Annotated in this window: 29 protein-coding genes; 13 read left to right on the top strand and 16 right to left on the bottom strand. The window is 73.2% G+C overall.

The window, feature by feature from the left end; genetic code table 11:
* Positions 1-74: 74 nt before the first annotated feature.
* From ASG94_RS10355 to ASG94_RS10345, 3 genes are all read left to right on the top strand, one after another.
* Positions 75-1610 (top strand): carbohydrate-binding domain-containing protein, encoded by a 1536-nt coding sequence (locus ASG94_RS10355; RefSeq protein WP_056926150.1) that lies wholly within the window; start codon positions 75-77, stop codon positions 1608-1610.
* Positions 1611-1691: 81 nt separating this feature from the next.
* Entirely contained in the window at positions 1692-2189 is a 498-nt protein-coding gene (locus ASG94_RS10350) for a hypothetical protein (RefSeq protein ID WP_056926149.1), read from the top strand.
* 150 nt (positions 2190-2339) lie between these two features.
* The gene (locus ASG94_RS10345) at positions 2340-3293 is read left to right on the top strand and encodes a succinylglutamate desuccinylase/aspartoacylase family protein (protein ID WP_056926148.1); all 954 of its coding nucleotides are present in this window, start codon (positions 2340-2342) and stop codon (positions 3291-3293) included.
* A 32-nt stretch (positions 3294-3325) separates the two neighbouring features.
* Here the strand turns inward: ASG94_RS10345 and ASG94_RS10340 are convergent, their stop codons facing one another.
* Positions 3326-4114, bottom strand: a complete 789-nt coding sequence (locus ASG94_RS10340) for a WXG100 family type VII secretion target (RefSeq protein ID WP_056926147.1) — start codon at positions 4112-4114, stop codon at positions 3326-3328.
* On the bottom strand, positions 4111-4458 hold the full coding sequence (locus tag ASG94_RS10335) for a hypothetical protein (RefSeq protein ID WP_056926146.1): 348 nt from the start codon (positions 4456-4458) through the stop codon (positions 4111-4113). The genes ASG94_RS10340 and ASG94_RS10335 overlap by 4 nt, the downstream gene beginning before the upstream one ends.
* A 158-nt stretch (positions 4459-4616) precedes the next feature.
* Here ASG94_RS10335 and ASG94_RS10330 point away from each other — a divergent pair, with 158 nt between their 5' ends.
* Positions 4617-4937, top strand: a complete 321-nt coding sequence (locus ASG94_RS10330) for a GNAT family N-acetyltransferase (protein ID WP_056926145.1) — start codon at positions 4617-4619, stop codon at positions 4935-4937.
* A gap of 151 nt (positions 4938-5088) precedes the next feature.
* Here ASG94_RS10330 and ASG94_RS10325 read toward each other — a convergent pair whose 3' ends face one another.
* The gene (locus ASG94_RS10325) at positions 5089-5664 is read right to left on the bottom strand and encodes a mycothiol transferase (protein WP_056926430.1); all 576 of its coding nucleotides are present in this window, start codon (positions 5662-5664) and stop codon (positions 5089-5091) included.
* A 62-nt stretch (positions 5665-5726) separates the two neighbouring features.
* Here ASG94_RS10325 and ASG94_RS10320 point away from each other — a divergent pair, with 62 nt between their 5' ends.
* Positions 5727-6671, top strand: coding sequence for a helix-turn-helix transcriptional regulator (locus ASG94_RS10320; RefSeq protein WP_056926144.1), 945 nt, complete (start codon positions 5727-5729; stop codon positions 6669-6671).
* Between the two features lie 7 nt (positions 6672-6678).
* On the opposite strand, the gene ASG94_RS10315 is transcribed toward ASG94_RS10320, so the two are convergent.
* The 6 genes from ASG94_RS10315 to ASG94_RS10290 form a co-directional block, all read right to left on the bottom strand.
* Positions 6679-7050 (bottom strand): tetratricopeptide repeat protein, encoded by a 372-nt coding sequence (locus tag ASG94_RS10315; protein ID WP_056926143.1) that lies wholly within the window; start codon positions 7048-7050, stop codon positions 6679-6681.
* A gap of 59 nt (positions 7051-7109) precedes the next feature.
* Positions 7110-7490, bottom strand: a complete 381-nt coding sequence (locus ASG94_RS10310) for a DUF1304 domain-containing protein (protein ID WP_056926142.1) — start codon at positions 7488-7490, stop codon at positions 7110-7112.
* A 39-nt stretch (positions 7491-7529) separates the two neighbouring features.
* Complete coding sequence (locus tag ASG94_RS10305; protein ID WP_056926141.1) at positions 7530-7883, bottom strand: hypothetical protein; 354 nt, start codon at positions 7881-7883, stop codon at positions 7530-7532.
* A gap of 66 nt (positions 7884-7949) precedes the next feature.
* Positions 7950-8270 (bottom strand): hypothetical protein, encoded by a 321-nt coding sequence (locus tag ASG94_RS10300; RefSeq protein WP_056926140.1) that lies wholly within the window; start codon positions 8268-8270, stop codon positions 7950-7952.
* 36 nt (positions 8271-8306) lie between these two features.
* Positions 8307-8600 (bottom strand): Dabb family protein, encoded by a 294-nt coding sequence (locus tag ASG94_RS10295; protein ID WP_056926139.1) that lies wholly within the window; start codon positions 8598-8600, stop codon positions 8307-8309.
* Positions 8601-8609: 9 nt separating this feature from the next.
* Positions 8610-9272 carry a TetR/AcrR family transcriptional regulator C-terminal domain-containing protein gene (locus ASG94_RS10290; RefSeq protein WP_056926138.1) on the bottom strand — a complete coding sequence of 221 codons (663 nt, stop codon included), beginning with the start codon at positions 9270-9272 and terminating at the stop codon, positions 8610-8612.
* An 84-nt stretch (positions 9273-9356) separates the two neighbouring features.
* On the opposite strand from ASG94_RS10290, the gene ASG94_RS10285 reads away from it, so the two are divergent.
* A complete protein-coding gene (locus tag ASG94_RS10285) occupies positions 9357-10304 on the top strand; it encodes an NAD(P)-dependent alcohol dehydrogenase (RefSeq protein ID WP_056926137.1) in 948 nt (315 codons plus the stop codon).
* Positions 10305-10326: 22 nt separating this feature from the next.
* Here the strand turns inward: ASG94_RS10285 and ASG94_RS10280 are convergent, their stop codons facing one another.
* Together ASG94_RS10280 and ASG94_RS10275 are read right to left on the bottom strand one after the other, a co-directional pair.
* Entirely contained in the window at positions 10327-11289 is a 963-nt protein-coding gene (locus ASG94_RS10280; RefSeq protein WP_056926136.1) for an SDR family NAD(P)-dependent oxidoreductase, read from the bottom strand.
* Positions 11286-11723: an SRPBCC family protein gene (locus ASG94_RS10275; protein ID WP_162260799.1), complete on the bottom strand. Its 438-nt coding sequence runs from the start codon at positions 11721-11723 to the stop codon at positions 11286-11288. The genes ASG94_RS10280 and ASG94_RS10275 overlap by 4 nt, the downstream gene beginning before the upstream one ends.
* Positions 11724-11787: 64 nt before the next feature.
* On the opposite strand from ASG94_RS10275, the gene ASG94_RS10270 reads away from it, so the two are divergent.
* Together ASG94_RS10270 and ASG94_RS10265 are read left to right on the top strand one after the other, a co-directional pair.
* Complete coding sequence (locus ASG94_RS10270; protein WP_082624038.1) at positions 11788-12603, top strand: DNA/RNA non-specific endonuclease; 816 nt, start codon at positions 11788-11790, stop codon at positions 12601-12603.
* Between the two features lie 99 nt (positions 12604-12702).
* Positions 12703-13227 (top strand): DUF2231 domain-containing protein, encoded by a 525-nt coding sequence (locus ASG94_RS10265; RefSeq protein ID WP_056926134.1) that lies wholly within the window; start codon positions 12703-12705, stop codon positions 13225-13227.
* 54 nt (positions 13228-13281) lie between these two features.
* Here ASG94_RS10265 and ASG94_RS10260 read toward each other — a convergent pair whose 3' ends face one another.
* The gene (locus ASG94_RS10260; RefSeq protein WP_056926133.1) at positions 13282-14292 is read right to left on the bottom strand and encodes an aldo/keto reductase family protein; all 1011 of its coding nucleotides are present in this window, start codon (positions 14290-14292) and stop codon (positions 13282-13284) included.
* A gap of 19 nt (positions 14293-14311) precedes the next feature.
* Between ASG94_RS10260 and ASG94_RS10255 the strand changes: the two genes are divergently transcribed.
* On the top strand, positions 14312-14953 hold the full coding sequence (locus ASG94_RS10255) for a class I SAM-dependent methyltransferase (protein ID WP_056926132.1): 642 nt from the start codon (positions 14312-14314) through the stop codon (positions 14951-14953).
* 36 nt (positions 14954-14989) lie between these two features.
* On the opposite strand, the gene ASG94_RS10250 is transcribed toward ASG94_RS10255, so the two are convergent.
* Positions 14990-16213 carry an HNH endonuclease signature motif containing protein gene (locus ASG94_RS10250; protein ID WP_056926131.1) on the bottom strand — a complete coding sequence of 408 codons (1224 nt, stop codon included), beginning with the start codon at positions 16211-16213 and terminating at the stop codon, positions 14990-14992.
* 421 nt (positions 16214-16634) lie between these two features.
* Between ASG94_RS10250 and ASG94_RS10245 the strand changes: the two genes are divergently transcribed.
* Positions 16635-17045, top strand: a complete 411-nt coding sequence (locus tag ASG94_RS10245) for an NUDIX domain-containing protein (RefSeq protein ID WP_056926130.1) — start codon at positions 16635-16637, stop codon at positions 17043-17045.
* Positions 17046-17172: 127 nt separating this feature from the next.
* A complete protein-coding gene (locus ASG94_RS10240) occupies positions 17173-17631 on the top strand; it encodes a GNAT family N-acetyltransferase (protein WP_056926129.1) in 459 nt (152 codons plus the stop codon).
* A 4-nt stretch (positions 17632-17635) separates the two neighbouring features.
* Here ASG94_RS10240 and ASG94_RS10235 read toward each other — a convergent pair whose 3' ends face one another.
* A complete protein-coding gene (locus ASG94_RS10235; protein ID WP_056926128.1) occupies positions 17636-18568 on the bottom strand; it encodes a quinone oxidoreductase family protein in 933 nt (310 codons plus the stop codon).
* Between the two features lie 80 nt (positions 18569-18648).
* Between ASG94_RS10235 and ASG94_RS10230 the strand changes: the two genes are divergently transcribed.
* Positions 18649-19083, top strand: coding sequence for a VOC family protein (locus tag ASG94_RS10230; RefSeq protein ID WP_056926127.1), 435 nt, complete (start codon positions 18649-18651; stop codon positions 19081-19083).
* Positions 19084-19172: 89 nt separating this feature from the next.
* Positions 19173-19955: a CPBP family intramembrane glutamic endopeptidase gene (locus ASG94_RS10225; RefSeq protein WP_056926126.1), complete on the top strand. Its 783-nt coding sequence runs from the start codon at positions 19173-19175 to the stop codon at positions 19953-19955.
* A 22-nt stretch (positions 19956-19977) separates the two neighbouring features.
* Here ASG94_RS10225 and ASG94_RS10220 read toward each other — a convergent pair whose 3' ends face one another.
* Both ASG94_RS10220 and ASG94_RS10215 read right to left on the bottom strand, forming a co-directional pair.
* A complete protein-coding gene (locus tag ASG94_RS10220; protein WP_235537195.1) occupies positions 19978-21441 on the bottom strand; it encodes a peptide MFS transporter in 1464 nt (487 codons plus the stop codon).
* 64 nt (positions 21442-21505) lie between these two features.
* Positions 21506-21952 carry an MOSC domain-containing protein gene (locus tag ASG94_RS10215; RefSeq protein WP_200958045.1) on the bottom strand — a complete coding sequence of 149 codons (447 nt, stop codon included), beginning with the start codon at positions 21950-21952 and terminating at the stop codon, positions 21506-21508.
* Positions 21953-21959 lie beyond the last annotated feature (7 nt).

Below are 21959 nucleotides of genomic sequence, written 5' to 3'. Positions count from 1 at the left end.
TCACCACGATCGCTCCCACGGGCCGCCGACGCGGCACCCCACGCACGCACCCCCTCCCGAGAGGCACGACCCTGATGCGACTCCCCCGGCTCCGAGAGGCCGCGGCCCTCACCGCGGCCACCGTCCTGCTGGCCGGCTGCGGCACCTCCGTGTCCGCCGGCACTGCCGGCGACACGACCAGCAGCAGCACCTCGTCCGCCTCCTCGTCGACGGCGGCCGACGCCACCACGGTGGCCGAGGCACTGGCCGACGACCTCGAGGTCGAGACCGGCGACACGGCGTACGACGAGGACGACACCGTCGACGTGGCCCTGTCCGGGACGTCGGCCTCGGCCGACAGCGACGCGGTCACCAGCGAGGACGGCACCGTCACCATCACCGCGGCCGGCACCTACCGGCTGAGCGGCGAGCTCGACGGACAGGTCGTCGTCGAGAGCACCGGGGACGGCGTCGTACGTCTCGTCCTCGACGACGCGACCATCACGTCCTCGACCACGGCCGCGATCGACGTCGTGGACGCCACGTCCGTGGTGGTGGTGCTCGCCGACGGCAGCGACAACGCGCTCGCCGATGCGGCGACGTACGCGGACACCTCCGACGAGGCGCCCACCGGTGCCCTGTACTCCACCGCCGACCTCACCATCGGCGGCTCCGGGTCGCTGAGCGTGACCGGCAACGCCAACAACGGCATCGTCGGCAAGGACGGCCTGGTCATCAACGGGGGCACCATCGAGGTCACCTCCGTCGACGACGGGATCATCGGCAAGGACTACCTCGTCGTCGCGGGCGGCGACGTCACCGTCGACGCGGTCGACGACGCGATCAAGTCCGACAACACCACCGACGCCGGCGCGGGCTTCGTGCTGGTCTCCGGCGGCACGGTCCAGGTCACCTCGCAGGACGACGGCATCAAGGGCGTCCAGGTGCTCGTCTCCGGCGGGACGATCGACGTCGCGGAGTCGACCGAGGCGATGGAGGGCTCCCTCGTCATCCTCGACGAGGGCGACCTCGAGCTGCACTCGGCCGACGACGGGGTCAACGTCGCCACGTCCGACAGCACCAGCTCCGACGACAGCGCCACCACGGACGGCGCCGGCGGCCCCGGCGGCGGCGCGATGGCGGCCGACGACTCCCTGCACCTCGTCGTCAACGGCGGCACCCTCGAGGTGTGGTCGAGCGGTGACGGGCTCGACTCCAACGGCGACGCGGTCATCACCGGCGGCGACATCACGGTCTACGGTCCGACCACCGACGGCAACGGCGCCCTGGACGTCAACGGGACCTTCGAGGTCACCGGCGGCACCCTCGTCGCGACCGGCAGCTCCGGGATGATGGTCGCCCCGTCGACCGACTCGGCACAGGGCTGGATCGCCACCGCCCTGCCCAGCACCGTCACCGCCGGGTCCGAGGTCGTCGTCACCGACGCCGACGGCGCCGAGGTCGCGGCGTACACGATCGCCAAGGACTTCGCCTCGGTCGTCTACTCCTCCGCCGCCGTCGAGCAGGGCGCGACCTACACGGTCACCGTCGACGGCACCGACACCACCGTCACCACCGTCACGGCCGGCGACGCGCCGGCCGGCGGCATGGGCGGTCCGATGGGCGGCTGAGCCCGCCCCCCTTGCCCGGCACCCGCCCAGCACCTCCACCCCGTACTCCCACACCTCACCTCACCTCGAGAAGGACACCTGATGAACGCACAGCACGACGACACCACGACCCCGGCCTCTGCCCCGACCCCTGCACCGGAGCCGCCGGCCGCCGCGGACGGGGCGACGTACGACGACACCACCACCCACCCGGCGCGTCGCGGCTGGCGCAGCCGGCTCCCGCGCGGTCGCAGCGCCGTCGTGGTCGGCGCCGCGGCGGCCGTGCTCGCCGTGGGCGGGGTCGGCTTCGGCGCGGGGTACGCCGTCGGGGACCACGGGGCCTCGGTCGACCAGGCTACCACCCAGCAGGTCCCCGGCTTCGACCGGGACGGGGACGGCTTCGGCGGCCCCCCGGACGGGCGGATCGGTGGCCCGATGGACGGCAGCCAGCTCGGCGGCCAGGCCGACGGCGACTCCGGGACCACCGGCCAGGCACCCGACTTCGACGGGGACGGCCAGCCCGACAGCAGCGGCACCGACTCCGGCAGCACCGACTCGAATGGCACCGACTTGAGCGGGACGACCGGTCAGCAGAGCTGACCCACATCCCCCGGCCTGCTCTGCCACGCCGGACCCCTCGACCAGCCCACCCCGGCCGCGCCTCCCCCGCGCCGGCCGGGGTGGGTCCCGTCCGGTGCACCGTGACCCCAACGGATAGCGTCTGCGCATGCGACGACGAGGGGACGGCTGATGGCCCGCGAGTCGTTCGCGATCGGCGCGGTACGCGTGCGTGCGGGCACGATCCGCAACCTCGAGCTGCCGATCACCCGGCTCGTCACCGGCGCCGACGTGAGCCTGCCGGTGCGCGTGGTGCACGGCCGCGAGGACGGCCCCACCATGTGGATCAGCGCCGCGATCCACGGCGACGAGGTGGTCGGCGTCGAGGTGATCCGCCAGGTGCTGGCGGGGCTGGACCCCAAGCAGGTGCGGGGCACGGTCGTGGCGCTGCCGATGGTCAACGTGCTGGGCTTCATGAACGGCGACCGCTACCTGCCCGACCGCCGCGACCTCAACCGGTCCTTCCCCGGCTCGGCCCGCGGGTCCCTGGCCAGCCGGATCGCCCACCTCGTGATGACCGAGGTCGTCGCCAAGTGCTCGGTGGGCCTCGACCTGCACACCGGGTCGGACCGCCGCTCCAACCTGCCGCAGATCCGTGCGGACCTCGACGACGGCTTCACCCGCGACCTGGCGGCGGCCTTCGGGGCACCCGTGATGCTGCACGCCCGCATCCGCGACGGCTCCCTGCGGCACGCCGCACGCGAGCGTGGCGCCACGGTGCTGCTCTACGAGGCGGGCGAGAGCCTGCGGATGGATGCCTACGCGATCGACGCGGGCGTGCTCGGCGTACGTCGCGTGCTCGCCGCGCTCGGCATGGTCGACGGTGTCGACGACGCCCCGCCCGCCGCCAGCGTCGAGTGCCGGGCCAGTGGGTGGGTGCGTGCCCGCCGCACGGGCATCCTCGACCTCGACGCGAACCTCGGCCAGGACGTCACCGAGGGCGAACGGCTCGGCGCCCTGGTCGACGCCTTCGGCAAGACGCTGCGACTGGTGCACGCCAACCGCACGGGAGTCGTCATCGGCCGCACCGAGCAGGCGCTGGTCAACTCGGGTGACGCCCTCGTGCACATCGCCTCTGCCGACTGAGCCTGTGTCGCGCCGCACGCCCGACCGGGGGCTCACGTGACCGGCAATCGGTGCTCCCGGGAGCGAGCGCCGACCAGCGACTCCAGGGGCTCGCGGACCTGTCCGTCCATCCCGGTCGCCTCGGACGTGGCGCCGCGCAGCGGCTTCGTGACCACCGTGGCAACCACCTGCCTCTCCGCACGCTCCACGACCTTGCGCCGGACAGTGGAGAGCCCCTCCACCCACGCACGGTAGGCGTCGACACGGGCCCGGATGCGCTGCAGCACGGCGGCCAGGCGCCGCACCAGGGCCGCGATCCGCGAGCCGGTCACCGCCGCCTTGGCTGCGGCCGCCACGGCTCCCGCGACCGTGGACGCCCCCAGGGTCACCAGTCCCGTCACGGCCGACACCGCGAGGGTGAGGGCCGCCCACTCCAGCAGCTCCCGGACCAGCTCGCGCACCAGCCGCTCGGTCTCGTGCACTGCCGTCGCGGCCTCCTCGAGGCAGGCGCCGATGTCGGCCGACCGCTCGCCCAGAGCCTCGAGGCCGACGCCGACCTCGGTGCCGGCCTGCGCCCAGCTGCGCTGGGCCAGGCCGACCCACGCACCCTCCGTGTCGCCGACGGCGCGGTGCTGGCGGTGCGCGATGTCGTCGAGGTGCTCGCCCACCCCGCGCCAGCGCTCGGCGGCCTCCCGGACCGCGTCGTGGTCGCCGACCAGGGCGTCCCACTGCTCGAGCAGCGGCCGGACCACGGGCCGGATGACGGCCTGGACCTCGGCCGGCAGGCTGCCGAGAAGGGTGACCGACTCCAGACGGGTGGGCGTCAGGGCGATCCCGCTCATGCGACGAGCCCGCCGAGCGACTCGAAGCGTCCCGCCACGTCCTCGTCGACCAGCCGCACGTCGTTGCGGAAGGCCCGCAGGGTCTGGTGGAGGTCCTGGCACCGGTGCGCCCGGTCCCACAGCCGACCACGGATGGCCTCGCCCGCGCTTCCGACCGCGGCGAGGAGCTCCTCGCTCGGCAGGATCCGGCCGAGTGCGGCCGGCGGCAGGGCCGCGTCCCGGCGTTCGTCCTGGAGCCGGATCAGCTCGTTGCGCACCGCGCGCTCCTCGGCGGCGGCGCGGGTGAGGGCGTCGTACTCCACCCGCATCAGGCCACCGGACGTCTGCTCGCTGCTGGGCCACATCTCGTGCTCCTCACTCCTGTCGGTGGGACCACGCTGCCCGGAGCCACCGACGCAGGCACGGGCGAGCCCGCCGCCTGTGGAGGGGGCGAACCGTGCGCCGGGCTGTGGATGCCACGTGGCTCGGGTCGGACCCTCGCGACGGCTCCTAGGCTGGCGCCATGACCACTGACGTGACCCTGTCCGGTGACCGCTTCGAGATCGCCGTCGACGGCACCCGCGCGGGCCTGACGCAGTTCGTCGACAGCGGCGGGCAGCGCATCTTCTTCCACACCGAGGTCGGTGAGGAGTACGCCGGCCAGGGCCTGGCCGGCACGCTCGTCACCCGGGCCCTCGACGCCACCCGGGAGGCCGGGCTCCGCGTCGTACCGGTGTGCCCCTACGTCAAGCGCTTCGTCGGCTCGCACGAGGAGTACGCCGACATCGTCGACGCGGTGACCGCGGACGCCCTCGCCACCGTCCGGGCCGGCCAGGCCGGCTGAGGCGTCAGGACGGCTGCTGCTCCGGACCTCTCCGCGGGTAGTTGGGGACGTTCTGGTAGCTCGATCCGGGTTGCGACCCACCAGATCGTCCCAAACTACGGCGGGATGGGGCGGCGGGATGGGGCGGCGGAACGGGGCGCGGACTCCTGAGTCAGCGGGTCCAGTCGTCCGGCGGGTCCTCGCCGGTGACCCCGTCGACCGACTCACGGAGCAGGTCGGCGTGCCCGGTGTGCCGGCCGTACTCCTCGAGGTGGTCGAAGAGCAGCCGACGGAGGCTGGCGTGGTTGCCGTTGCCGTCGTCGACGTGGCACACGAAGTCGAGCCCGCCCTCGTCGAGGGCGTCGGCGATGCGGATGTCGGCCCGCTCGATCGCCTCGTCGTACAGGCGGTAGAGCTCCTCGGGCGCGAAGCCGGCAGCGCTGGTGAACTCCCACTCGTCGGTGCCGTCGTGGCCCAGCGAGCGCCACGGCTCGACCAGCTCCTCGCCGCGCAGCTTGGTGGTGAACATGTAGTCCTCCACCATCGCGAGGTGCAGCAGCAGCCCGCCGAGCGTGAGGGTCGAGGGGCCCAGCGTGGCGGAGAGCCCGGCCGCGTCGAGGTGGCCGGTCTTCCAGCGGAACGTCGCCCGCATCCGGGTGATCGCACCCAGCAGGTGCTCGGTCTCGGTGCCCGCGACGGGCGGTTCCCAGGGCGGCGGGGTCCATCCGGAGGTGTAGGAGGTCGTCATGGCGACCACGCTAGGACCACATCCGGACGGATCGCGTCCGCTGCTCGTGCGATCCTGCGGGGGTGGACGACACGAACCCCGCCGCGCGGGCGCTGCTGGCCCTCGACCTGATCCAGTCCAGCCCGGGCATCGGCGCCGTCGAGCTCGGGGAGCGCCTCGGCGTCTCCGACCGCGCCGCGCGCCGCTACGTCGCGGTGCTCCGGGCCGCGGGCATCGACATCGACAGCAGCCGGGGACAGTACGGCGGCTACCGGGTGGCCCGCGCCCTGCGACTGCCGCCGCTGCGCTTCAGCGCCGCCGAGGCGCTCGGGCTGGTGATGGCCGCGCTCGACGGGCACCACCCCGCCAGCGACCCGACCGACGTGGTCGGCTCCGCGCTGGGCAAGCTCATCGCCGCGCTCCCGGACACCGTCGCCGCCCAGGCGGAGGCCGTACGCCGCACGGCCGCCGCGGTCCCGGACCGCTCCGCCGCACGCCCCGACCCGGCCGCCATCACCACGCTCGTGCGAGCCGCCTCGACCAGCCGGCAGGTGTCCTTGGGCTACCGCTCGGAGGCGGGCCGCGAGTGGGAGAGCGTCGTCGACCCCTGGGCGATCGTGGTCCGCCACGGCCGGTGGTACCTGCTGTGCTGGTCGCAGCACGCGGACGCGACCCGGGCCTACCGGATCGACCGGGTCACCTCCGTGCGCGTCCTCGACGCCGGCTTCCGACCGCCGGTCGACCTCGACCCGGTCGCCGCCCTCGAGGAGCACCTGGCCGTGGGTTGGGACCACCCGGTCGAGGTGGTCATCGAGGCACCCCTCGACCGGGTCGCGTGGCTCCCCCGCCGCCTCGGCCGGCTGGAGGAGGTCGACGAGCAGACCACCCGGCTGACGGGCAGCACGAGCAACCCGGCGTCGTACGCCGAAGGGCTGGCGCTGCTGCCCGTCCCCTTCCGGGTGGTCGCGGGCGACGAGGTCCGCGAGGCCGTGCGCGAGCTCGGCCGGCGGCTGCTCGCCGCCGGCTGAGCGCTCGTCAGGCCGCGCCCGGCACGTCGGCGTTGAGGGCGTCGGCCAGCCGGCGTACGGCGCGGGCCTGGGCCCGGCGGGTCTCGTCACCACCGGCGCTGCGCTGCAGCGAGCGGGCCAGGAGCTCGGCGGCGTAGGCGTTGCCGGGGTCGCGGTCCAGCAGGTCGCGGGCCACCTCGGCGGCCCGGCGCGACTGCGCGGAGTGGAAGTAGCTGCGGGCGAGCAGCTCGCGGGCCCCTGCCAGGTCCCGCTCGTCGGGGTACGTGTCGACGAGGCGCTGCAGCACGGCGGCGGCGCCGTAGTAGTCGCGCTGCTCGAAGAGGCCCTCGGCCCGGCGGAAGGCGTCGTACGGCGCGAGGAGCTGCGGGATGCGGATCATGGATTCCCTCCTGTGGGGTGTGGACACCCGGGTGAACCACATACCCCCAAGGGGTATTCCTAGCGCGAGACCAGCAGAGCGAGCAGGCCCAGGGCGGGGAGCAGCCCCTGGGTCAGCGCGGCCCGCGCCTTGGACTCGTCGCTCAGCACCAGGACCAGCGCGGCGGCGACCATCGAGCCGGCGGACATCACGGCCAGCGCGAGCCCGACGTCGTCGTGGCCCGCGGCGAGGAAGCCGACCGCGGCGAAGGCACCGACGGCCAGGAAGAGGTTGTAGAAGCCCTGGTTGTAGGCCAGGGGCCGGGTCACCTCCGCCTGCTCGACGGTGGTGCCGAACGTGCGCCGGGTGCTGTCCGCGGTCCACGCGAAGGACTCCAGCCAGAAGATGTAGACGTGGAGCGCTCCGGCGAGCGCGAGCAGCACCCAGGCGACGTAGGTCATGGCCGGAGCATAGGCCCGGCCTCAGGGATCGGAGCGGCGTCAGGGCTCGATGTGGAGCGCCCCCGCCTCGGGGCCTTCCTCGCTGCCGGGATCGATCGCGTTGCCACCGAGCACGTCCTCGTCCGCGGGGACGGCGTCCGGGTCGTCACCGCCGACCGTGTCGACGGCGTCCGGGTCGTGGTAGCCGGCGTCGGGGTCCGGCTCCTCCTGGCGAAGGCGCTGGGAGATCGTCTCGTCCCCCTCGATGAACTCGGCCCCGCGGGGCTGGCGGTCCGGCGGGCTCCACGGCTCGTCGTCGCCCGCAGTCGGGTCCTCCAGGTTGATCTCGGCGTCGGCCTGCTCGGCCTGGTCCAGCTGGGTCTCGCCCCAGTCACCTTCGCTCTTGTGGCTCATGCCTCCACTGTGTCCGGTGGCACCGGTGCGGACAAGGGCGGTCCACCCGGGGGTGCGAGGCCAGGATCAGTCGTCGTCCTCGACGGACTCCTCGGCAGGCTGCTCGCCCACCCGATCGCCCGGCTGCTCGACCCCGTCGGCGACCTCGTCGGCGCCGACCCCCGACTCGTGGGCGCTGGAGTCCACGGCGTCCGTGTCGACGGCGTCGCCCACGGTCGCGTTGCCCTCGGGCTCGGCGTCGAGGGCCGCCCGGCGGTCCGACTCGTCGACGCGCTCGCCGGCACCGGGGAACGACGAGGCGGGGCTGCCGTCGGCGTCGCTCGCGTCGGGGTCGTTCCAGTCGTCGCCGGAGTCGCTGCCGGTGGTGCCGTCGGGGGAGGTGTCCATGCCGGCGACCCTACGCGCGGGCCGACGGGAGCAGGCTCACCCCAGCGGCTGGTAGTCGAGCTCGAGGAAGTCCGCGACCTCGGGGACCCAGCGCTGCGCGACGAACGCGGTGTGGACCGGGTGCTCGTTGTAGGAGTCGTACGCCGCCCGGTCGGCGAACTCCATCGAGAAGCCGAACGTGAAGTCGTTCTTGCTGCTCGTCTGGCGCAGCTGCTCGAAGCGCTGGACACCCGGGATCGCGGCCAGGGCGGCACCCGCGTCCAGGAACTCCTGCTCCGCGGTCGAGCCGGACGGGTGGACGAGGCGGAAGCTGACGGTGTGGCGGATCACCCGCCGACCCTAGCCGCCGGCGCGCCCGACCGTCCGGGCCAGACGCTCCTCGAGCCCGTCGAGGACGAGGTCCAACCCGTAGTCGAACTCGTCGGCGTACGCATAGGTGCCGCCGACCACCTGCTCGGTCATCATCTCGACGAGGTGCGGGTAGTCCTCGGCGGCGAGCCCGAGGCCGGTGGCGAAGGCCTCGGCGTCCTCCCCGGCCCCCATCGGCAGGTTGAGCTCGGTGAGCACGAAGCCGTAGACGTAGGCGTCCAGCACCGAGAAGGCGTGGGCGGCCAGCACCACCGGGAAGCCCGCGCCGCGCAGGCAGCCGATGACCGCGTCGTGGTGGTGCAGGAGCGCCGGCCCCGGGTGGCGGCGCGACTCGAGCAGCCCCAACGCCCAGGGGTGCGCGAGGAGCACGGCCCGCGCCGACGCGGCCCGGACCGCCATCGCGTCCCGCCAGGACTCGTCGGGCCCGGGCAGCGTGATGCGCGCGAACGCCCAGTCGGCCAGGGCGTCGAGCAGCTCCTCCTTGCCCGCGATGTGGTGGTACAGCGACATCGCCTCCGCCCCGACCTGGCGCCCGACGTTGCGCATGCTCACCGCGGTGAGCCCGCCCACGTCGGCCACCGCCACGGCCGCGTCGACGATGCCGTCGCGGGTGAGCGAGGGTCGCACCGGCATGCCACCTCCGCGATTCGGGTCGTTGCCAACTTACACCCGTAAGGCTACAGTCCCGTTCAGACTTACAGGCGTAAGGGAGCAGACATGAGAGCAGCAGTCGTCCACGAGTACGGCGCACCGGACGTCGCCCGGGTCGTCGAGGTCGACACCCCCACCCCCGGCGCGAAGGACGTCCTCGTCCGCGTGCACGCGGCCGCCGTCACCTCGGCGGACGCGCGGATCCGGGGCGCTCGCTTCCCCCGCGGCTTCGCCCCCTTCGCGCGACTCGCCTTCGGGCTCCGCCGCCCGGGGCGACCCGTCCTCGGCGGCACGTTCTCCGGCGTCGTCGAGGCGGTGGGCGACCGGGTCACGGGCGTGTCGGTGGGCGACGCCGTCGTCGGCACCACGGGCCTGCGGATGGGCACGCACGCCGAGCTGGTCGTCGTACCCGCGTCGCGGGTGGTCCCCAAGCCCGCGGGCGTGAGCCACGACGACGCGGCGGGCGTGCTCTTCGGCGGTCAGACCGCGCTGTTCTTCCTGCGCGACAAGGCCACGGTCGGGCCGGGCACGCGGGTGCTCGTCAACGGGGCCTCGGGAGCCATCGGCACCAGCGCGGTCCAGCTGGCGAAGCACCTCGGCGCCACCGTCACCGGCGTCACCAGCGGGGCCAACGCCGACCTGGTCCGCGGCCTGGGTGCCGACCACGTCGTCGACCACACGACGACCGACCTCGCGTCGCTGCCCGAGCGGTACGACGTCGTGCTCGACACCGTCGGCAACGTCTCACCCGCCTCGGGTCGCCGCCTGCTGGCCGACGGCGGCGTCCTGCTGCTCGCCGTCGCCGACCTCGGCGAGATGCTGCGCGCCCGGGGAGACGTGAAGGCCGGGACCGCCCCCGAGCGGCCCGAGGACGCCCGCGAGCTGCTGGCCCTCGTCGCGTCGGGTGCCCTGCGGGTCGTGATCGACGCAGCCCTCCCGCTCGACGACGTCGCCGTCGCGCACGCGCGCGTCGACTCCGGGCACAAGGTCGGCAACGTCGTCGTCCACCCCTGAGGCGTCCGACGGAGGCGTCGGCTCAGCCCAGTCCGGCGGCCTCCTCGAGCCACGCCCAGGCCCGCGCCCGGTCGGCCTCGCCGGCGCGGGTCGTGGGCACGATGTGGGCCAGACGCCGGACCCGGTCGTGCCAGAAGCGGCCGGTGGCGGGCGGCGGCTCCGTGCCGACGAGCCAGACGCTGGTGTCGGCGCCCTGGGCGTCGTCGCGCAGCACCGGCCGGGTGATCGAGCGGAAGCGCGGCAGGGACTCCTTCACGCCCGGGGTGTCGGCCCACCCGGGGTGCATCGCCGCGGCGGTGATCCCGCCCAGGGACCAGCGGTCGGCGAGCAGCGGGAGCATCTCGACCTGCATCCGCTTGGAGCGGGCGTAGGCGGTGGTCGGCGAGTAGGTGCCTCGGCGGTACGCCGGGTCGTCGGCGCGCAGCGCCTGGCCGTACATCCCGCCGCTGCTCACCAGCACCACGCGGCCGCCCTCGAGCTGCGGGCGCAGCGCCTCGGTCATCACCACGGGACCGACGACGTGCACGGCCATGCTGAGCTCGTGGCCCTGTGCCGACTCGGCGCGCTCGGGCGGCATCACGCCGGCGTTGTGCACGATCGCGTGGATCGCGGGCAGCTCGGCGCCGACCTCGCCGGCGAAGCGGCGTACGTCGTCGACGTCGCCCACGTCGCAGCGCCACAACCGCAGCTCGGCGTCGGGGCGGCGACGGGCGATCTCGTCGAGGACCCGACCCCCCTTGGCCTCGTCGCGCACCACGAGGTGCACGCGCGCCCCCAGGGCGGCGAGGCCCTCGGCGGTGGCGATCCCCAGCCCCGAGCTGGCCCCGGTGACCAGGACGTCGCGACCAGCGAGCGCGTCGGGGGCGGGATCGGCGGGCCAGCCCGGCAGCGCCTGCCGGACCCGCAGCCCGATCGTCGTGTAGCCCAGCACCAGCGACCGGTCGAGCACGGTGTCGAGCGCCCGCACGGGCAGCGGCCGGCTCATGCGAGGCCGTCCAGGTGGGCGCGCAGCTCGTCGATGGTCCGGCGGGCCAGCAGCGGGAGGTACGCCGCGACGACCGGCGCCGCGAACCGTGCCGCGCCCTTGAAGGAGAACTCGGCCGTGTAGGTGACCTCCGAGCCGGTGCCGTGGGACCGGATGCCGAGCACGTCGTGGCCGTCGAACTGCTCGTTGGTCCCGGTGAGGTGGATCCGCGTGGGGCGCTCGGCCTCCACGGTCGTGTAGGTGATCTCGCTCGTGCGGCCGAGGAAGGACGAGACGTTGCGGTAGACCGTGCCCACGCCGCCGTCGCCGGAGACGCGCTCGCAGGAGAGCGTCCCGGGGTCCCACTCCTCGGCGTGCGAGAAGTCGCAGAGGTAGTCGTAGACGGCCTCGGGCGGCGCGGTGGTGGTGAAGGTGCGGGTCACGGTGGGCTTCACGGGCATCACTCCTGGGGTCGTCCACCACGCTACGGGCGGCGCCCACACGCCGTACGGTCGACGCATGACCCCTCCTGCGAGCGTGACGGTGGGCTACGACCCCGACTTCTTGTCCACGCCGGTCGCGGTGCCGACGCTGGACCGCGAGCTGGTCGCGGACGCGGTCCTGCTCGACGGCGACCCGGTCGTGCCGTACACCCACTTCTCGCTGACCCTGAGCGCCTCGCGGCGCCTCGCCCGCTGGGTGGCGTGGAACGTCGACGGCAGCGCGATCCGCAAGCTCGCGCGCGGCGACGACTTCCGGCTGGACCCGCGGCTGCCGGCCGACGTCCAGACCGGTGAGGAGCTGTACGCCGACAACCGGCTGGACCGCGGGCACCTCGCCCGCCGGGCCGACCTCACCTGGGGGACGGCCGAGGAGGCCGCCCGCGCCAACACCGACTCGTTCTTCTTCACCAACATCGCCCCGCAGCTCGACTCCTTCAACCAGGCCTCACGCTGGGGGCTGTGGGGACGGCTGGAGGACGCGCTCTACGAGGCGGTCACGGTCGACCGGCTGCGGATCAGCGTCTTCGGCGGTCCGGTGCTGCGCGACGACGACCTGGAGTACCGCGGCGTGCTGGTCCCCCGCGAGTTCTGGAAGCTGATCGCGTGGGAGGAGGCAGGGGTCCTGACCGCGCGGGCCTTCCTGCTCACCCAGGACCTCGACCCGCTGGAGGCCATCGACCTCGGCGAGTTCGAGGTCTACCAGGTGCCGCTCGCGATGCTCACCGAGCGCACCGGGGTCGGCTTCGACCCGGCGCTGGCGGCCCTGGAACCGGCCGGCGCCGAGCCGATGGCGGCCCGTCTCGTGACCACGGAGGACGACCTCGTCTGGTGAGGACCCCGCCCCCCTGCCGTTCTTCCAGCACTGCGGGCCCTGTCGCTCCCGGCCGGGTCGTGGTCGACTGGCAGGACCCACCCGGACCCCGGAGGACCCATGAGCCTGCTCGAGTCAGTCGCACGACGCATCGAGGACGCGGACGCCCTGGACGCGGCCGCGGACCTCGCCCGGTCCACCGCGCACGAACGGCTGGTCGAGCCGAGCACGCTGGACGCCGTGCTGGGCGGTGCGTGGCTGGGCCACCGCGTCCATCCCGTCGCGGCGCAGGTGCCGCTGGGAGCGTGGGGGATGGCGGTGCTCCTGGACCTCGTCGACGGCGAGAAGCACGCCGCGGCGGTCGACACGCTGCTGGCCACCGGCTGCCTCGCGGCGCTGCCCACCGCCCTCACCGGGGCTCACGACCTCGGCACCACCACGGGGTCGGACACCCGGGTCGTGCTCGTGCACGCCGGCACCATGGACGCGTCCCTCGGGCTCTTCGCGGTGGCCTGGATCAAGCACCGGCGCGGTGACCGACGCGGCGCGCGGCGCCTGGCGCTCGCCGGGACGGTCGTGGCCGGCGCGGGCGCCTGGCTGGGCGGCCACCTCACCTACCGGCTCGGGGTGGGCGTCGAGGACTGACGCCCACCCCCTGCCGGATCGGACCCTGCCGGATCGGACCCTGCCGGACCGGGCTCAGACCACCCGCGAGCGGGGGGAGTTCTCGATCGTCTTGCCCGCGTCGCGCTCGACGACGTCGCCGAGGGCCTCGTCGATCGCCTTCATCGCGTCGGCGTCGAGCTTCACGCCAGCCGCCTTGACGTTCTCGCCGACCTGCTCGGGCCGCGAGGCGCCGACGAGGGCGGAGGCGACGTTGTCGTTCTGCAGCACCCATGCGACGGCGAGCTGGGCCATCGTCAGGCCGGCCTCGTCGGCGACGGGCTTGAGGGCCTGCACGCGGGTGAGGACGTCGTCGTTCATGAAGCGCTTGATCATGTCGGCACCACCCTTCTCGTCGGTGGCGCGCGAGCCCTCGGGCAGCGGCTGGCCGGGGACGTACTTGCCGGTCAGCACGCCCTGGGCGATCGGGCTCCAGACGATCTGCGAGACGCCGAGCTCCTCGCACGCGGGGACGACCTCGTCCTCGATGACGCGCCAGAGCATGGAGTACTGCGGCTGGCTGGAGATGAGCTGGAAGCCGAGGTCGCGGCTCATCTCGACGCCCGCGCGGATCTGGTCGGCGGTCCACTCGCTGACGCCGATGTAGAGCGCCTTGCCCTGGCGCACGATGTCGGCGAAGGCCTGCATCGTCTCCTCGAGCGGCGTCTCGGTGTCGAAGCGGTGGGCCTGGTAGAGGTCCACGTAGTCGGTCTGCAACCGCGTGAGCGAGCCGTTGATCGACTCCATGACGTGCTTGCGGGACAGGCCGGTGTCGTTCTTGCCCTTGGGCCCGGTCGGCCAGTAGACCTTGGTGAAGATCTCCAGCGACTCGCGCCGCTCGCCCTTGAGGGCCTCGCCGAGGACGGTCTCGGCGGCGGTGTTGGCGTAGACGTCCGCGGTGTCGAAGGTCGAGATGCCGGCGTCGAGCGCGGCCTGCACGCACTGGGTCGCGATGTCGTTCTCCACCTGCGACCCGTGGGTCAGCCAGTTGCCGTAGGTGATCTCCGAGATCTTGAGCCCGCTGTGTCCGAGGTATCGATATTCCATGCCTGCCAAACTAACGGGCGTGGACGAACACCAGCACGGGCACGGGCACGGGCACGGGCACCAGGAGTGGGACGACCGGTACGGCGACGAGCCGATGTGGAGCGGTCGGCCCAACGAGGCACTGGTCCGGGAGGTGAGCGACCTGCGCCCCGGCACCGCTCTCGACGTCGGCTGCGGCGAGGGCGGCGATGCCGTATGGCTCGCCCAGCAGGGCTGGCGGGTCACCGGCATCGACGTCTCCGGTCGCGCGCTCGAGCGCGCCGCCCGGGCGGCCGACGCCGTCGGGGTGGCGGTGGAGTGGCAGCACCTGGGGCTGGAGGACCTGCCGGCGGACGCGACGTACGACCTGGTGAGCGTGTTCTACCCCGCGCTGCTGCGCGGTGACGGGTCGGTCGTCGCCGCCCTGCTCGGGGCCGTCGCCCCGGGGGGCACGTTGCTCGTGGTGCACCACGCCTTCGTCGACCGCGCGCGGGCGCTGGAGCACGGCTTCGACCCGGACGACTACGTCGGGCACGCCGACCTGGTCGCCGCCCTCGACACGGCCCTCGACGCGGGCGGCTGGACGGTCGAGCGGGCCGGCCAGGTCGAGCGCGCCCCGGTCGAGGGTCCCGGGGTGCACCACCACACCGACGAGGTGCTGCGGGCGCGACGCAGCGGCTGAGCCGTCCGCTGGTCGCCTGCCTTGGTCCTGCCGTTCCTATCTGCGGCGGTGGAAGCGAAGGTCGCCGTTGGGGAGGCGGTCGTGGAGGTAGCGGTCGTCGTGGGCCCGGTGGTGGTGATGGGAGCAGAGCAGTACGCCGTCGGCGAGGTCTGTCTTGCCGCCCTTGCTCCACGGGGTGAGGTGGTGGGCTTCGCACCAGGCGGCGGGGATGTCGCACCCCTCGGCCCGGCAGTCGCCGTCGCGCAGGTCCATGGCCTTGCGTTGGGCGGTGTTGTAGAGGCGTTTGGCGCGGCCGAGGTCGAGGACCTCGGACGTCCCGCCGAGCACGGCGGGGACGATCTTGGCGGTGCACGCCAGGCGGCGGGCCTCGGAGGCGGTGATCCGGTGCCCGGTGCTGGTGGTCGCGATCCCGAGACCGGTCATCAGCGAGTCGAGGTCCATCGTGATCACGACCGCGGTAGCGGTGCCGCCGTGGACCGGGAGCCTTGTCGGGTCGAGGTGCTCGAGCAGTGAGCAGAACGCGTGCCCGAGGCGGGTCGAGTAGGGCACCTTGGCATCAGCGTCATCGCCGTTGCCCTTGCGGGGGTTGGTCCACGCGTGCAGGTACGTGAGCAGCCGGCCGGCGGTGGCGTCGGGGACGCGGATCCGGATCGTCGTCGTCCCGTCGCCGTGGGAGCGCGTGGTGAGCGAGGTGGTCCTGCGAGCCGCGCGTTCCTCGTCCTCGAGCTTCTTGCGTTCCTGCTGCTCGCCGACCTCGGGGGCGACGACGTCGAGGATCCGGCTCCCGAGGACCCGCAGCTCGTGTGGGGTGAAGGTCGCGGCGTGCTCGACCAGCACCTTCTCCGCCTTGATCAGGATGTAGGCAGGGGTGTCGTCGGGCAGGTCGTCCAACGCGCGGGCGATCACGTCGGCCTGCGCCGTCGACACCTCACCCGATCCGTGGCCGTCCGCAACGAAAGTCCACCGGCGCTCGAGCCCGCGAGCAAGACGCAGGTCCCGGCGCGCCGGACCCCGGTCGGCCCGCACCGCCCGCGCGAACCATGCGGCGACGTCCCGGTCACCGGTCTCCTCGGCCACCTCGTCCGACACGGCCATCAACCGCAACCGGGTCGCAGTCACCCGCGACTCCAGCCGAGCCAGCTCGACGAGGGCCTGCGCCTTCTCGGCCGGCGAGAGGTAAATCAGCTCGACCCGGCCCACCTTGTCCAGGGCGGCTGCGATCGCTTCGCCACACTCCTGGACCAGGTGTCCGGTCGTCATGTCAGCCCCCCGCTGATCGGCCCCTCCGCGTCCACATCGCGTGATGGCGGCCGCGCACACTTAGTTTATTCGAACAAACGTTCGAACTACATACCTAGTTTCGGGTAGATCCCGTGCCAAGGAGTGCCCGGTCGGCGTCGCCGTGGTGGCAGGAGGTGCCCCCGGTCGGCGTACCCGTGCGGCCAGGAAGGGGGCCCGGTCGGCGCTCCGTACGTGACACGAAGCGCCCGGTCGGCGTACCCGTGCGGCCAGGAATCGCCCGCTCGGCGTACCCGTGAGGCCAGAAACTGCCCGGTCGATGCCCCTGTGCTGTCAGGAATCGCCCGGTCGGCGCGTCCCAGTGGCCAGGAACTGCCCGGTCGGCGCTCCTGTGCTGTCAGGAACTGCCCGGTCGGCGTGGAGCTCCCTCTAGGGTGCAGCGATGAAGTCAGTGGTCATGGTGGGGCTCCTCGACACCCGGGGTCGGGTCCTCCTGCAGGAGCGCGACGAGCACGCGCCGGTCGAGCCCGACACGTGGTGCCTGGTCGGCGGCGGGGTCGAGGAAGGCGAGTCGCCCGAGACCGCTGCCCACCGGGAGCTGGAGGAGGAGACGGGGATCGTCTGCGACGACCTCGTGTGGTCGGGTCGGCACGACCTGCCCTGCGCGTTCCACGGCCGGGACCTCGTGGACCTCTTCACCGCCCGTACCGCCCTCACCGATGCCGACGTGGTCTGCGGCGAAGGACGCCAGATCGTCTTCGTGGAGCCGAGCGCACTGTCGACCCTCGACCTCACGGCGACGACCAAGGCCCTGCTCCCGCTGGTCCTCGACGGCGACGCCCAACGCGACTGACTGCAGTCCCTCGACCTCCGGCCCACCGGAGTCAGTGGCGGATCTCCTCGTTCACCCCGACCCCCGTGCGGCCCCACGCGCGACAAACCCGATTGCCCGCGGAGACGTCGGGTGTCAGGGTCGCGGGATGAGCGACGAGTGGGACCTCCGGCTGGGCGTGGACGAGCAGGCCGAGGACGTCGTGACCAGCCGGCTGGTGGAGCACAACACGCACGAGTCACCCATCGTCCGGGAGCGCTTCGTACCCGCGAACCTGCCGTCCCGTCCGCTGGCGGTCTACGCCTGGGAGGGGGACCGGGTCGTGGGCGGCTGCACCGGCTCGACCGAGGACCTGTGGAGGTGGTTCACGGTCGACACCATGTGGGTCGACGCAGGTCTTCGCGGCCGCGGGCTCGGCGCGGCGCTGCTCGCGCAGGCGGAGGCAGAGGCGGTCCGGCGCGGGTGCCGCTGGGCCAAGCTCAACACCTGGGACTTCCAGGCGCCCGTCTTCTACGAACGCTGCGGCTACGAGGAGTACGGCCGGGAGGTCGACTATCCCCCCGGCCACACGAACTTCCTGATGCGCAAGACCCTGCGCTCGCCGTGACCCCTCAGGGCTCGAGGACCAGCTTGCCGCCGGGGTGCTGCCCCATGAGCAGCTCAGTGGCCTCGAGCGCGTCGGCGAGCGGGAACCTCCGCGCGACCGGGACCTCGAGCCGCCCCTCCCCGGCCAGCCGCACCAGCTCGCCCCGCACGGAGTCGCGGTAGGCCTGGCTGGCCGGCATCGCGCCGGCGATCGCCCTGACGTCCTCGCGCTTCGCCCGCTCGGCGGCCGCGATGGTGACGATCCGGTCGCGGTTGGCCACCAGCGCCAGGGAGACGTCGACCGCCTCGTCCGTGCCCACGCAGTCCAGGGCGGCCACGACACCGTCGGGCGCGGCCTCGCGCACCCGCTGCTCGAGTCCGTCGCCGTAGGTCACCGGCACGCCGCCGTACCGGGCGACGACGTCGGAGCTGCCCTCGCTCGCGGTGCCGACGACCCGCGCTCCCAGCAGGGCCGCCTGCTGGAGGACGCTGACCCCGACCGCGCCGGACGCCCCGTGGACCAGGATCGTGTCGCCCTCGCCGACGCCGGTGACGTGCAGCATCTCCGAGGCGGTGGTCCCGGCCAGCAGCAGGTTGGCCGCCTCGCCGAAGGACAGGGACGCGGGCTTGGCGAAGACGTCGCGCGCCGCGACGGTCACCTCGGTGGCCCACCCGCCGCCGATGCGGAAGGCCAGCACCTCGTCGCCCACGGCGACCGGGCCCGAGCCGATCTCGGTGCCCGGACCCACGGCACTCACGACCCCGGCCACCTCGTAGCCGATCGCCTTCGGGAAGTCCGCCGCACTGCCGCGCGCCACGTGCTTGGCGTCGGCGGGGTTCATGCCCGCCGCACGCACCGCGATGGTGACCTCGCCCTGCCCGGGCGGCGGGACGTCGTACTCCTCGAACGAGAAGACGTCGAGGCCACCCGGCCCGGTCGCGATCCAGTGCTGTGCCATCCCTCGAACCTAGTCCGGGGGCCGACGTGCTCGCCACGAATCCGTACGACCCCGGCCGGCGTGCGCCCTAGGGTGGCGCCATGGCGTCGGTCAGGCAGGTCCAGGTCACATTCGACTGCGCGGAGCCGGAGCGCGTGGCCCGCTTCTGGTGCGAGGTGCTGGGGTACGTCGCGCCGCCGCCGCCCGAGGGCCACGCCACGTGGGACGACCACAACGCCTCGCTGGCACCCGAGGACCGCGACGCGTGGTTCGCCTGCGCGGACCCGACGGGCGTGGGACCGCGGCTGTTCTTCCAGCGGGTCCCCGAGGGCAAGGTCGTCAAGAACCGGCTGCACCTCGACGTCCGCGTCGCCACCGGTCTCGTCGGGCAGGAGCGGCTCGCCGCGCTGGAGTCGGAGTGCGCCCGGCTCGAGGCCCTGGGCGCCGTCCGCGGGCGGCTCCTGCTCGCCGACGAGGAGAACGAGTCGTGCCAGGTGATGCAGGACGTGGAGGGCAACGAGTTCTGCCTCGACTGAGGGTGGATTCACCGGGGGACCTTCGGCCCTCCCTGCGGGAGGGGGACGCTGGTTACGGTGCCTAGCACCCGACCCCCCGGAGGACCGCGATGCGCGTGCAGCCCCGACCCCTCGTCACCGTCGCCGTCGCCGTGGGCTACATGGCCATCGTGGGCCTCACCTGGACCGTCGTCGGCCTCGACTACGACGCCGTCGGGGACACGACCACCACCGTCGTCGAGGGGATCGTCGTCCCGGTCGGCCTCGGCGCGGTGTTCCTGGCCGCCGTCACCACCTACCTCGGCTGGTGGGGTCCGGCGATCCACGAGGACCTGCGCGCCCCACGGTGGATGTGGGTGGTCCCGGTGCTGATGATCCTTCCCGGGCTCGGGGTCCTGCTGGGGGGCGCCGGGCCCGCCGACCGCTCCGCCGGCTTCCTGCTGGCCCTGGGCATCGGCACGCTGCTCGTCGGCTTCAGCGAGGAGCTGTTGACCCGCGGAACCGGTCTGGTGGGGTTGCGCGGCGGGTTCGGCGAGGCCCTGTCCTGGTTCTTCAGCTGCCTGCTCTTCGGGCTCATCCACGCCCTGAACGTCCTCTTCGGACAGTCGCTGGGCTCCACGGTGCAGCAGATCGGCTTCGCCTTCCTGGCCGGATCCGTCCTCTACATCACGCGCCGCGTGGCCGGCACCCTCATCGTCTGCATGCTGCTGCACGCGTGGATCGACTTCACGACGTTCGCCTTCTCCGACGCCGCCATCGACGACGAGTCCCCCTTCGTCGCCCTCGCCGTCACCCAGTGGCTCACCTTCGTCCTGGCGATCGTCGGGGTGGTCGTCCTGCTGCGCAGCTCCAGCCGGTACGGCGGTCGCTCACCGCAGGCGCAACCGGTCTGAGCGGGACCGGCAGCGCGAGCGGTCAGCGCACGCCCGACATGAGGCTCCGGATGGGCCTGGCGAGCGCCAGCACGACGACACCGGTGACCACGGACGCGAGCCCGATCCACAGGAAGAACGGCCGCTCGTCGTCCACCGAGTAGTAGCCGGCGAGCTGGCCGGCCATCGCGGTGCCGAGGGCCACGGAGAGGAAGAACAGCGCGACCATCTGGGTGAGGTACTTGCGCGGTGCCAGCTTGGTCGCCACCGACAGCCCCACCGGCGAGATGAGCAGCTCGGCGAGGGTGAAGACCAGCAGGATCAGCGCCAGCCCGAGGAGCGGCACGGCACCCGCGCCCGACGGCATCGCCAGGAACAGGAAGAACGCGACGCCCATCAGGATCGTGGAGAGCCCGAACTTCACCGGCGTGGACGGGGCCCGGTCACCGAGGCGGGTCCACATCGTCGCGAAGACGCCGGCCAGCACGATGATGAAGACCGGGTTGATCGACTGCACCCACGAGATCGGCATCTCCCAGCCGAACAGGTCGCGGTCCAGCCGCTCGTCGGCGTAGATCGTGACCACGGTGAACTGCTGCTGGTAGAGCGACCAGAAGACCGCGCTGCACGCGAACAGCGGGATCATCGCCAGCACCCGGCGACGCTCGGCTCCCTGCACCTCGCGGTCCACGAGCATCATCGTGAAGAGCCCGATCGCGGCGACGATGCTCACCCCGATCACGATGTTGGCCAGCCGCTCGACGGTGATGACGCCGACCAGGCACAGCACCACGACGAGCGCGACGACGGCGCCCAGCCCGGCGGCGTACCGCACGCGCTGGTCGGCGGGCAGCGGGTCGGGGACGTGCTGGGTCTCCTCGGGGAGCTTGCTCCGGCCGAGGGTGTACTGCACGAGGCCGGCGGCCATGCCGACCGCGGCCAGGGCGAAGCCGACGTGGAAGCCCCACTGCTTCTGGAGCAGCCCGGTGAGGAGTGGTCCGACCAGCGCGCCGATGTTGATGCCCATGTAGAAGAGCGAGAAGCCGGCGTCGCGGCGCTCGTCGTGCTCGTCGTACAGCGAGCCGACCAGCGAGGTGGCGTTGGCCTTGACCCCGCCGCTGCCCAGCGCGATCAGCACCAGGCCGATCCCGACCCCGGTGAGCCCCGGGACGAGCGCGAGGGCGATGTGCCCGGCCATCACCGTCACCGCGGCGTAGAAGAGCGTGCGCTCCGCGCCGATCAGCCGGTCGGCGAGCCAGGCGCCGAGGATCGTGGAGAGGTAGACCGCCCCGCCGTAGGCGCCGACGATGCCGGTCGCGGTGGCCTGGTCGATGCCGAGGCCGCCGTCCGCGACGCTGAAGTACAGGTAGATCAGCAGGATCCCCTGCATGCCGTAGAAGCTGAACCGCTCCCACAGCTCGACGCCGAAGAGGTTGGCCAGCACGGAGGGCTGACCGAGGAATCCGGTGTCGGAGGGCTGCTGCCGTGTCGTCTCGCGCGTGCTCACGTCGCTCGACGTTACGACGCGCCACCGGCGCGCGCACATCGAGGCCCGCGTCCGATGACGTGGGTCACACGCCCGGCGGCAGCGCGAGGTCGACCGTGTCGCCCACCTGCACGGTGCCCGACGCCAGCACCCGGCACACCGAGCCGGCGCGGCGGCGCAGCGCCTCCTGGGCACCCGCGCCGATGGTGTCGTCGAGGAGCTTGCACGGGGCCGCGACCCGGACCACCTCGAGCAGCACGTCGCCGATCCGGATCCGCGCGCCCGGCTCGCGCGGCACCACGCCGTCGCTGAGCGTCAGGTTGCGGCGGGTCAGGGCGGCCGGGATGTCGCGGCCGAACACCGCGGCCGACTCGGCCAGCGCGGTCGCGCTCTGCACGGTCACGTGCCGGTGCCGCGTGCCGTGGTAGCGGTCGCCGACGATCCCGCGGCCCTCCTCGACCTCGACCTGCCCGACGGCGCGCATCGGCAGCCGGGTCGCCTTGGCGACGTGGATCTCGGAGACGGTCGGCACGAGGGGC

Source organism: Nocardioides sp. Soil805, from assembly GCF_001429625.1.
GTDB lineage: Bacteria > Actinomycetota > Actinomycetes > Propionibacteriales > Nocardioidaceae > Nocardioides.
This window is presented reverse-complemented; position numbering and strand designations above follow the sequence as displayed.

Excerpts from the sequence above, each read along its gene's own strand:
- ASG94_RS10265 (WP_056926134.1), top strand. The coding sequence starts at position 12,703 with ATGAGCCTGCTCGAGTCAGTCGCACGACGCATCGAGGACGCGGACGCC.
- ASG94_RS10340 (WP_056926147.1), bottom strand. The coding sequence starts at position 4,114 with ATGAGCGGGATCGCCCTGACGCCCACCCGTCTGGAGTCGGTCACCCTT.
- ASG94_RS10230 (WP_056926127.1), top strand. The coding sequence starts at position 18,649 with ATGGCGTCGGTCAGGCAGGTCCAGGTCACATTCGACTGCGCGGAGCCG.
- ASG94_RS10280 (WP_056926136.1), bottom strand. The coding sequence starts at position 11,289 with ATGAGCCGGCCGCTGCCCGTGCGGGCGCTCGACACCGTGCTCGACCGG.
- ASG94_RS10290 (WP_056926138.1), bottom strand. The coding sequence starts at position 9,272 with ATGCCGGTGCGACCCTCGCTCACCCGCGACGGCATCGTCGACGCGGCC.
- ASG94_RS10225 (WP_056926126.1), top strand. The coding sequence starts at position 19,173 with ATGCGCGTGCAGCCCCGACCCCTCGTCACCGTCGCCGTCGCCGTGGGC.
- ASG94_RS10335 (WP_056926146.1), bottom strand. The coding sequence starts at position 4,458 with ATGTGGCCCAGCAGCGAGCAGACGTCCGGTGGCCTGATGCGGGTGGAG.
- ASG94_RS10245 (WP_056926130.1), top strand. The coding sequence starts at position 16,635 with ATGAAGTCAGTGGTCATGGTGGGGCTCCTCGACACCCGGGGTCGGGTC.
- ASG94_RS10350 (WP_056926149.1), top strand. The coding sequence starts at position 1,692 with ATGAACGCACAGCACGACGACACCACGACCCCGGCCTCTGCCCCGACC.
- ASG94_RS10325 (WP_056926430.1), bottom strand. The coding sequence starts at position 5,664 with ATGACGACCTCCTACACCTCCGGATGGACCCCGCCGCCCTGGGAACCG.
- ASG94_RS10310 (WP_056926142.1), bottom strand. The coding sequence starts at position 7,490 with ATGACCTACGTCGCCTGGGTGCTGCTCGCGCTCGCCGGAGCGCTCCAC.
- ASG94_RS10355 (WP_056926150.1), top strand. The coding sequence starts at position 75 with ATGCGACTCCCCCGGCTCCGAGAGGCCGCGGCCCTCACCGCGGCCACC.
- ASG94_RS10235 (WP_056926128.1), bottom strand. The coding sequence starts at position 18,568 with ATGGCACAGCACTGGATCGCGACCGGGCCGGGTGGCCTCGACGTCTTC.
- ASG94_RS10345 (WP_056926148.1), top strand. The coding sequence starts at position 2,340 with ATGGCCCGCGAGTCGTTCGCGATCGGCGCGGTACGCGTGCGTGCGGGC.
- ASG94_RS10285 (WP_056926137.1), top strand. The coding sequence starts at position 9,357 with ATGAGAGCAGCAGTCGTCCACGAGTACGGCGCACCGGACGTCGCCCGG.
- ASG94_RS10250 (WP_056926131.1), bottom strand. The coding sequence starts at position 16,213 with ATGACGACCGGACACCTGGTCCAGGAGTGTGGCGAAGCGATCGCAGCC.
- ASG94_RS10330 (WP_056926145.1), top strand. The coding sequence starts at position 4,617 with ATGACCACTGACGTGACCCTGTCCGGTGACCGCTTCGAGATCGCCGTC.
- ASG94_RS10300 (WP_056926140.1), bottom strand. The coding sequence starts at position 8,270 with ATGGACACCTCCCCCGACGGCACCACCGGCAGCGACTCCGGCGACGAC.
- ASG94_RS10240 (WP_056926129.1), top strand. The coding sequence starts at position 17,173 with ATGAGCGACGAGTGGGACCTCCGGCTGGGCGTGGACGAGCAGGCCGAG.
- ASG94_RS10260 (WP_056926133.1), bottom strand. The coding sequence starts at position 14,292 with ATGGAATATCGATACCTCGGACACAGCGGGCTCAAGATCTCGGAGATC.
- ASG94_RS10315 (WP_056926143.1), bottom strand. The coding sequence starts at position 7,050 with ATGATCCGCATCCCGCAGCTCCTCGCGCCGTACGACGCCTTCCGCCGG.
- ASG94_RS10305 (WP_056926141.1), bottom strand. The coding sequence starts at position 7,883 with ATGAGCCACAAGAGCGAAGGTGACTGGGGCGAGACCCAGCTGGACCAG.
- ASG94_RS10270 (WP_082624038.1), top strand. The coding sequence starts at position 11,788 with ATGACCCCTCCTGCGAGCGTGACGGTGGGCTACGACCCCGACTTCTTG.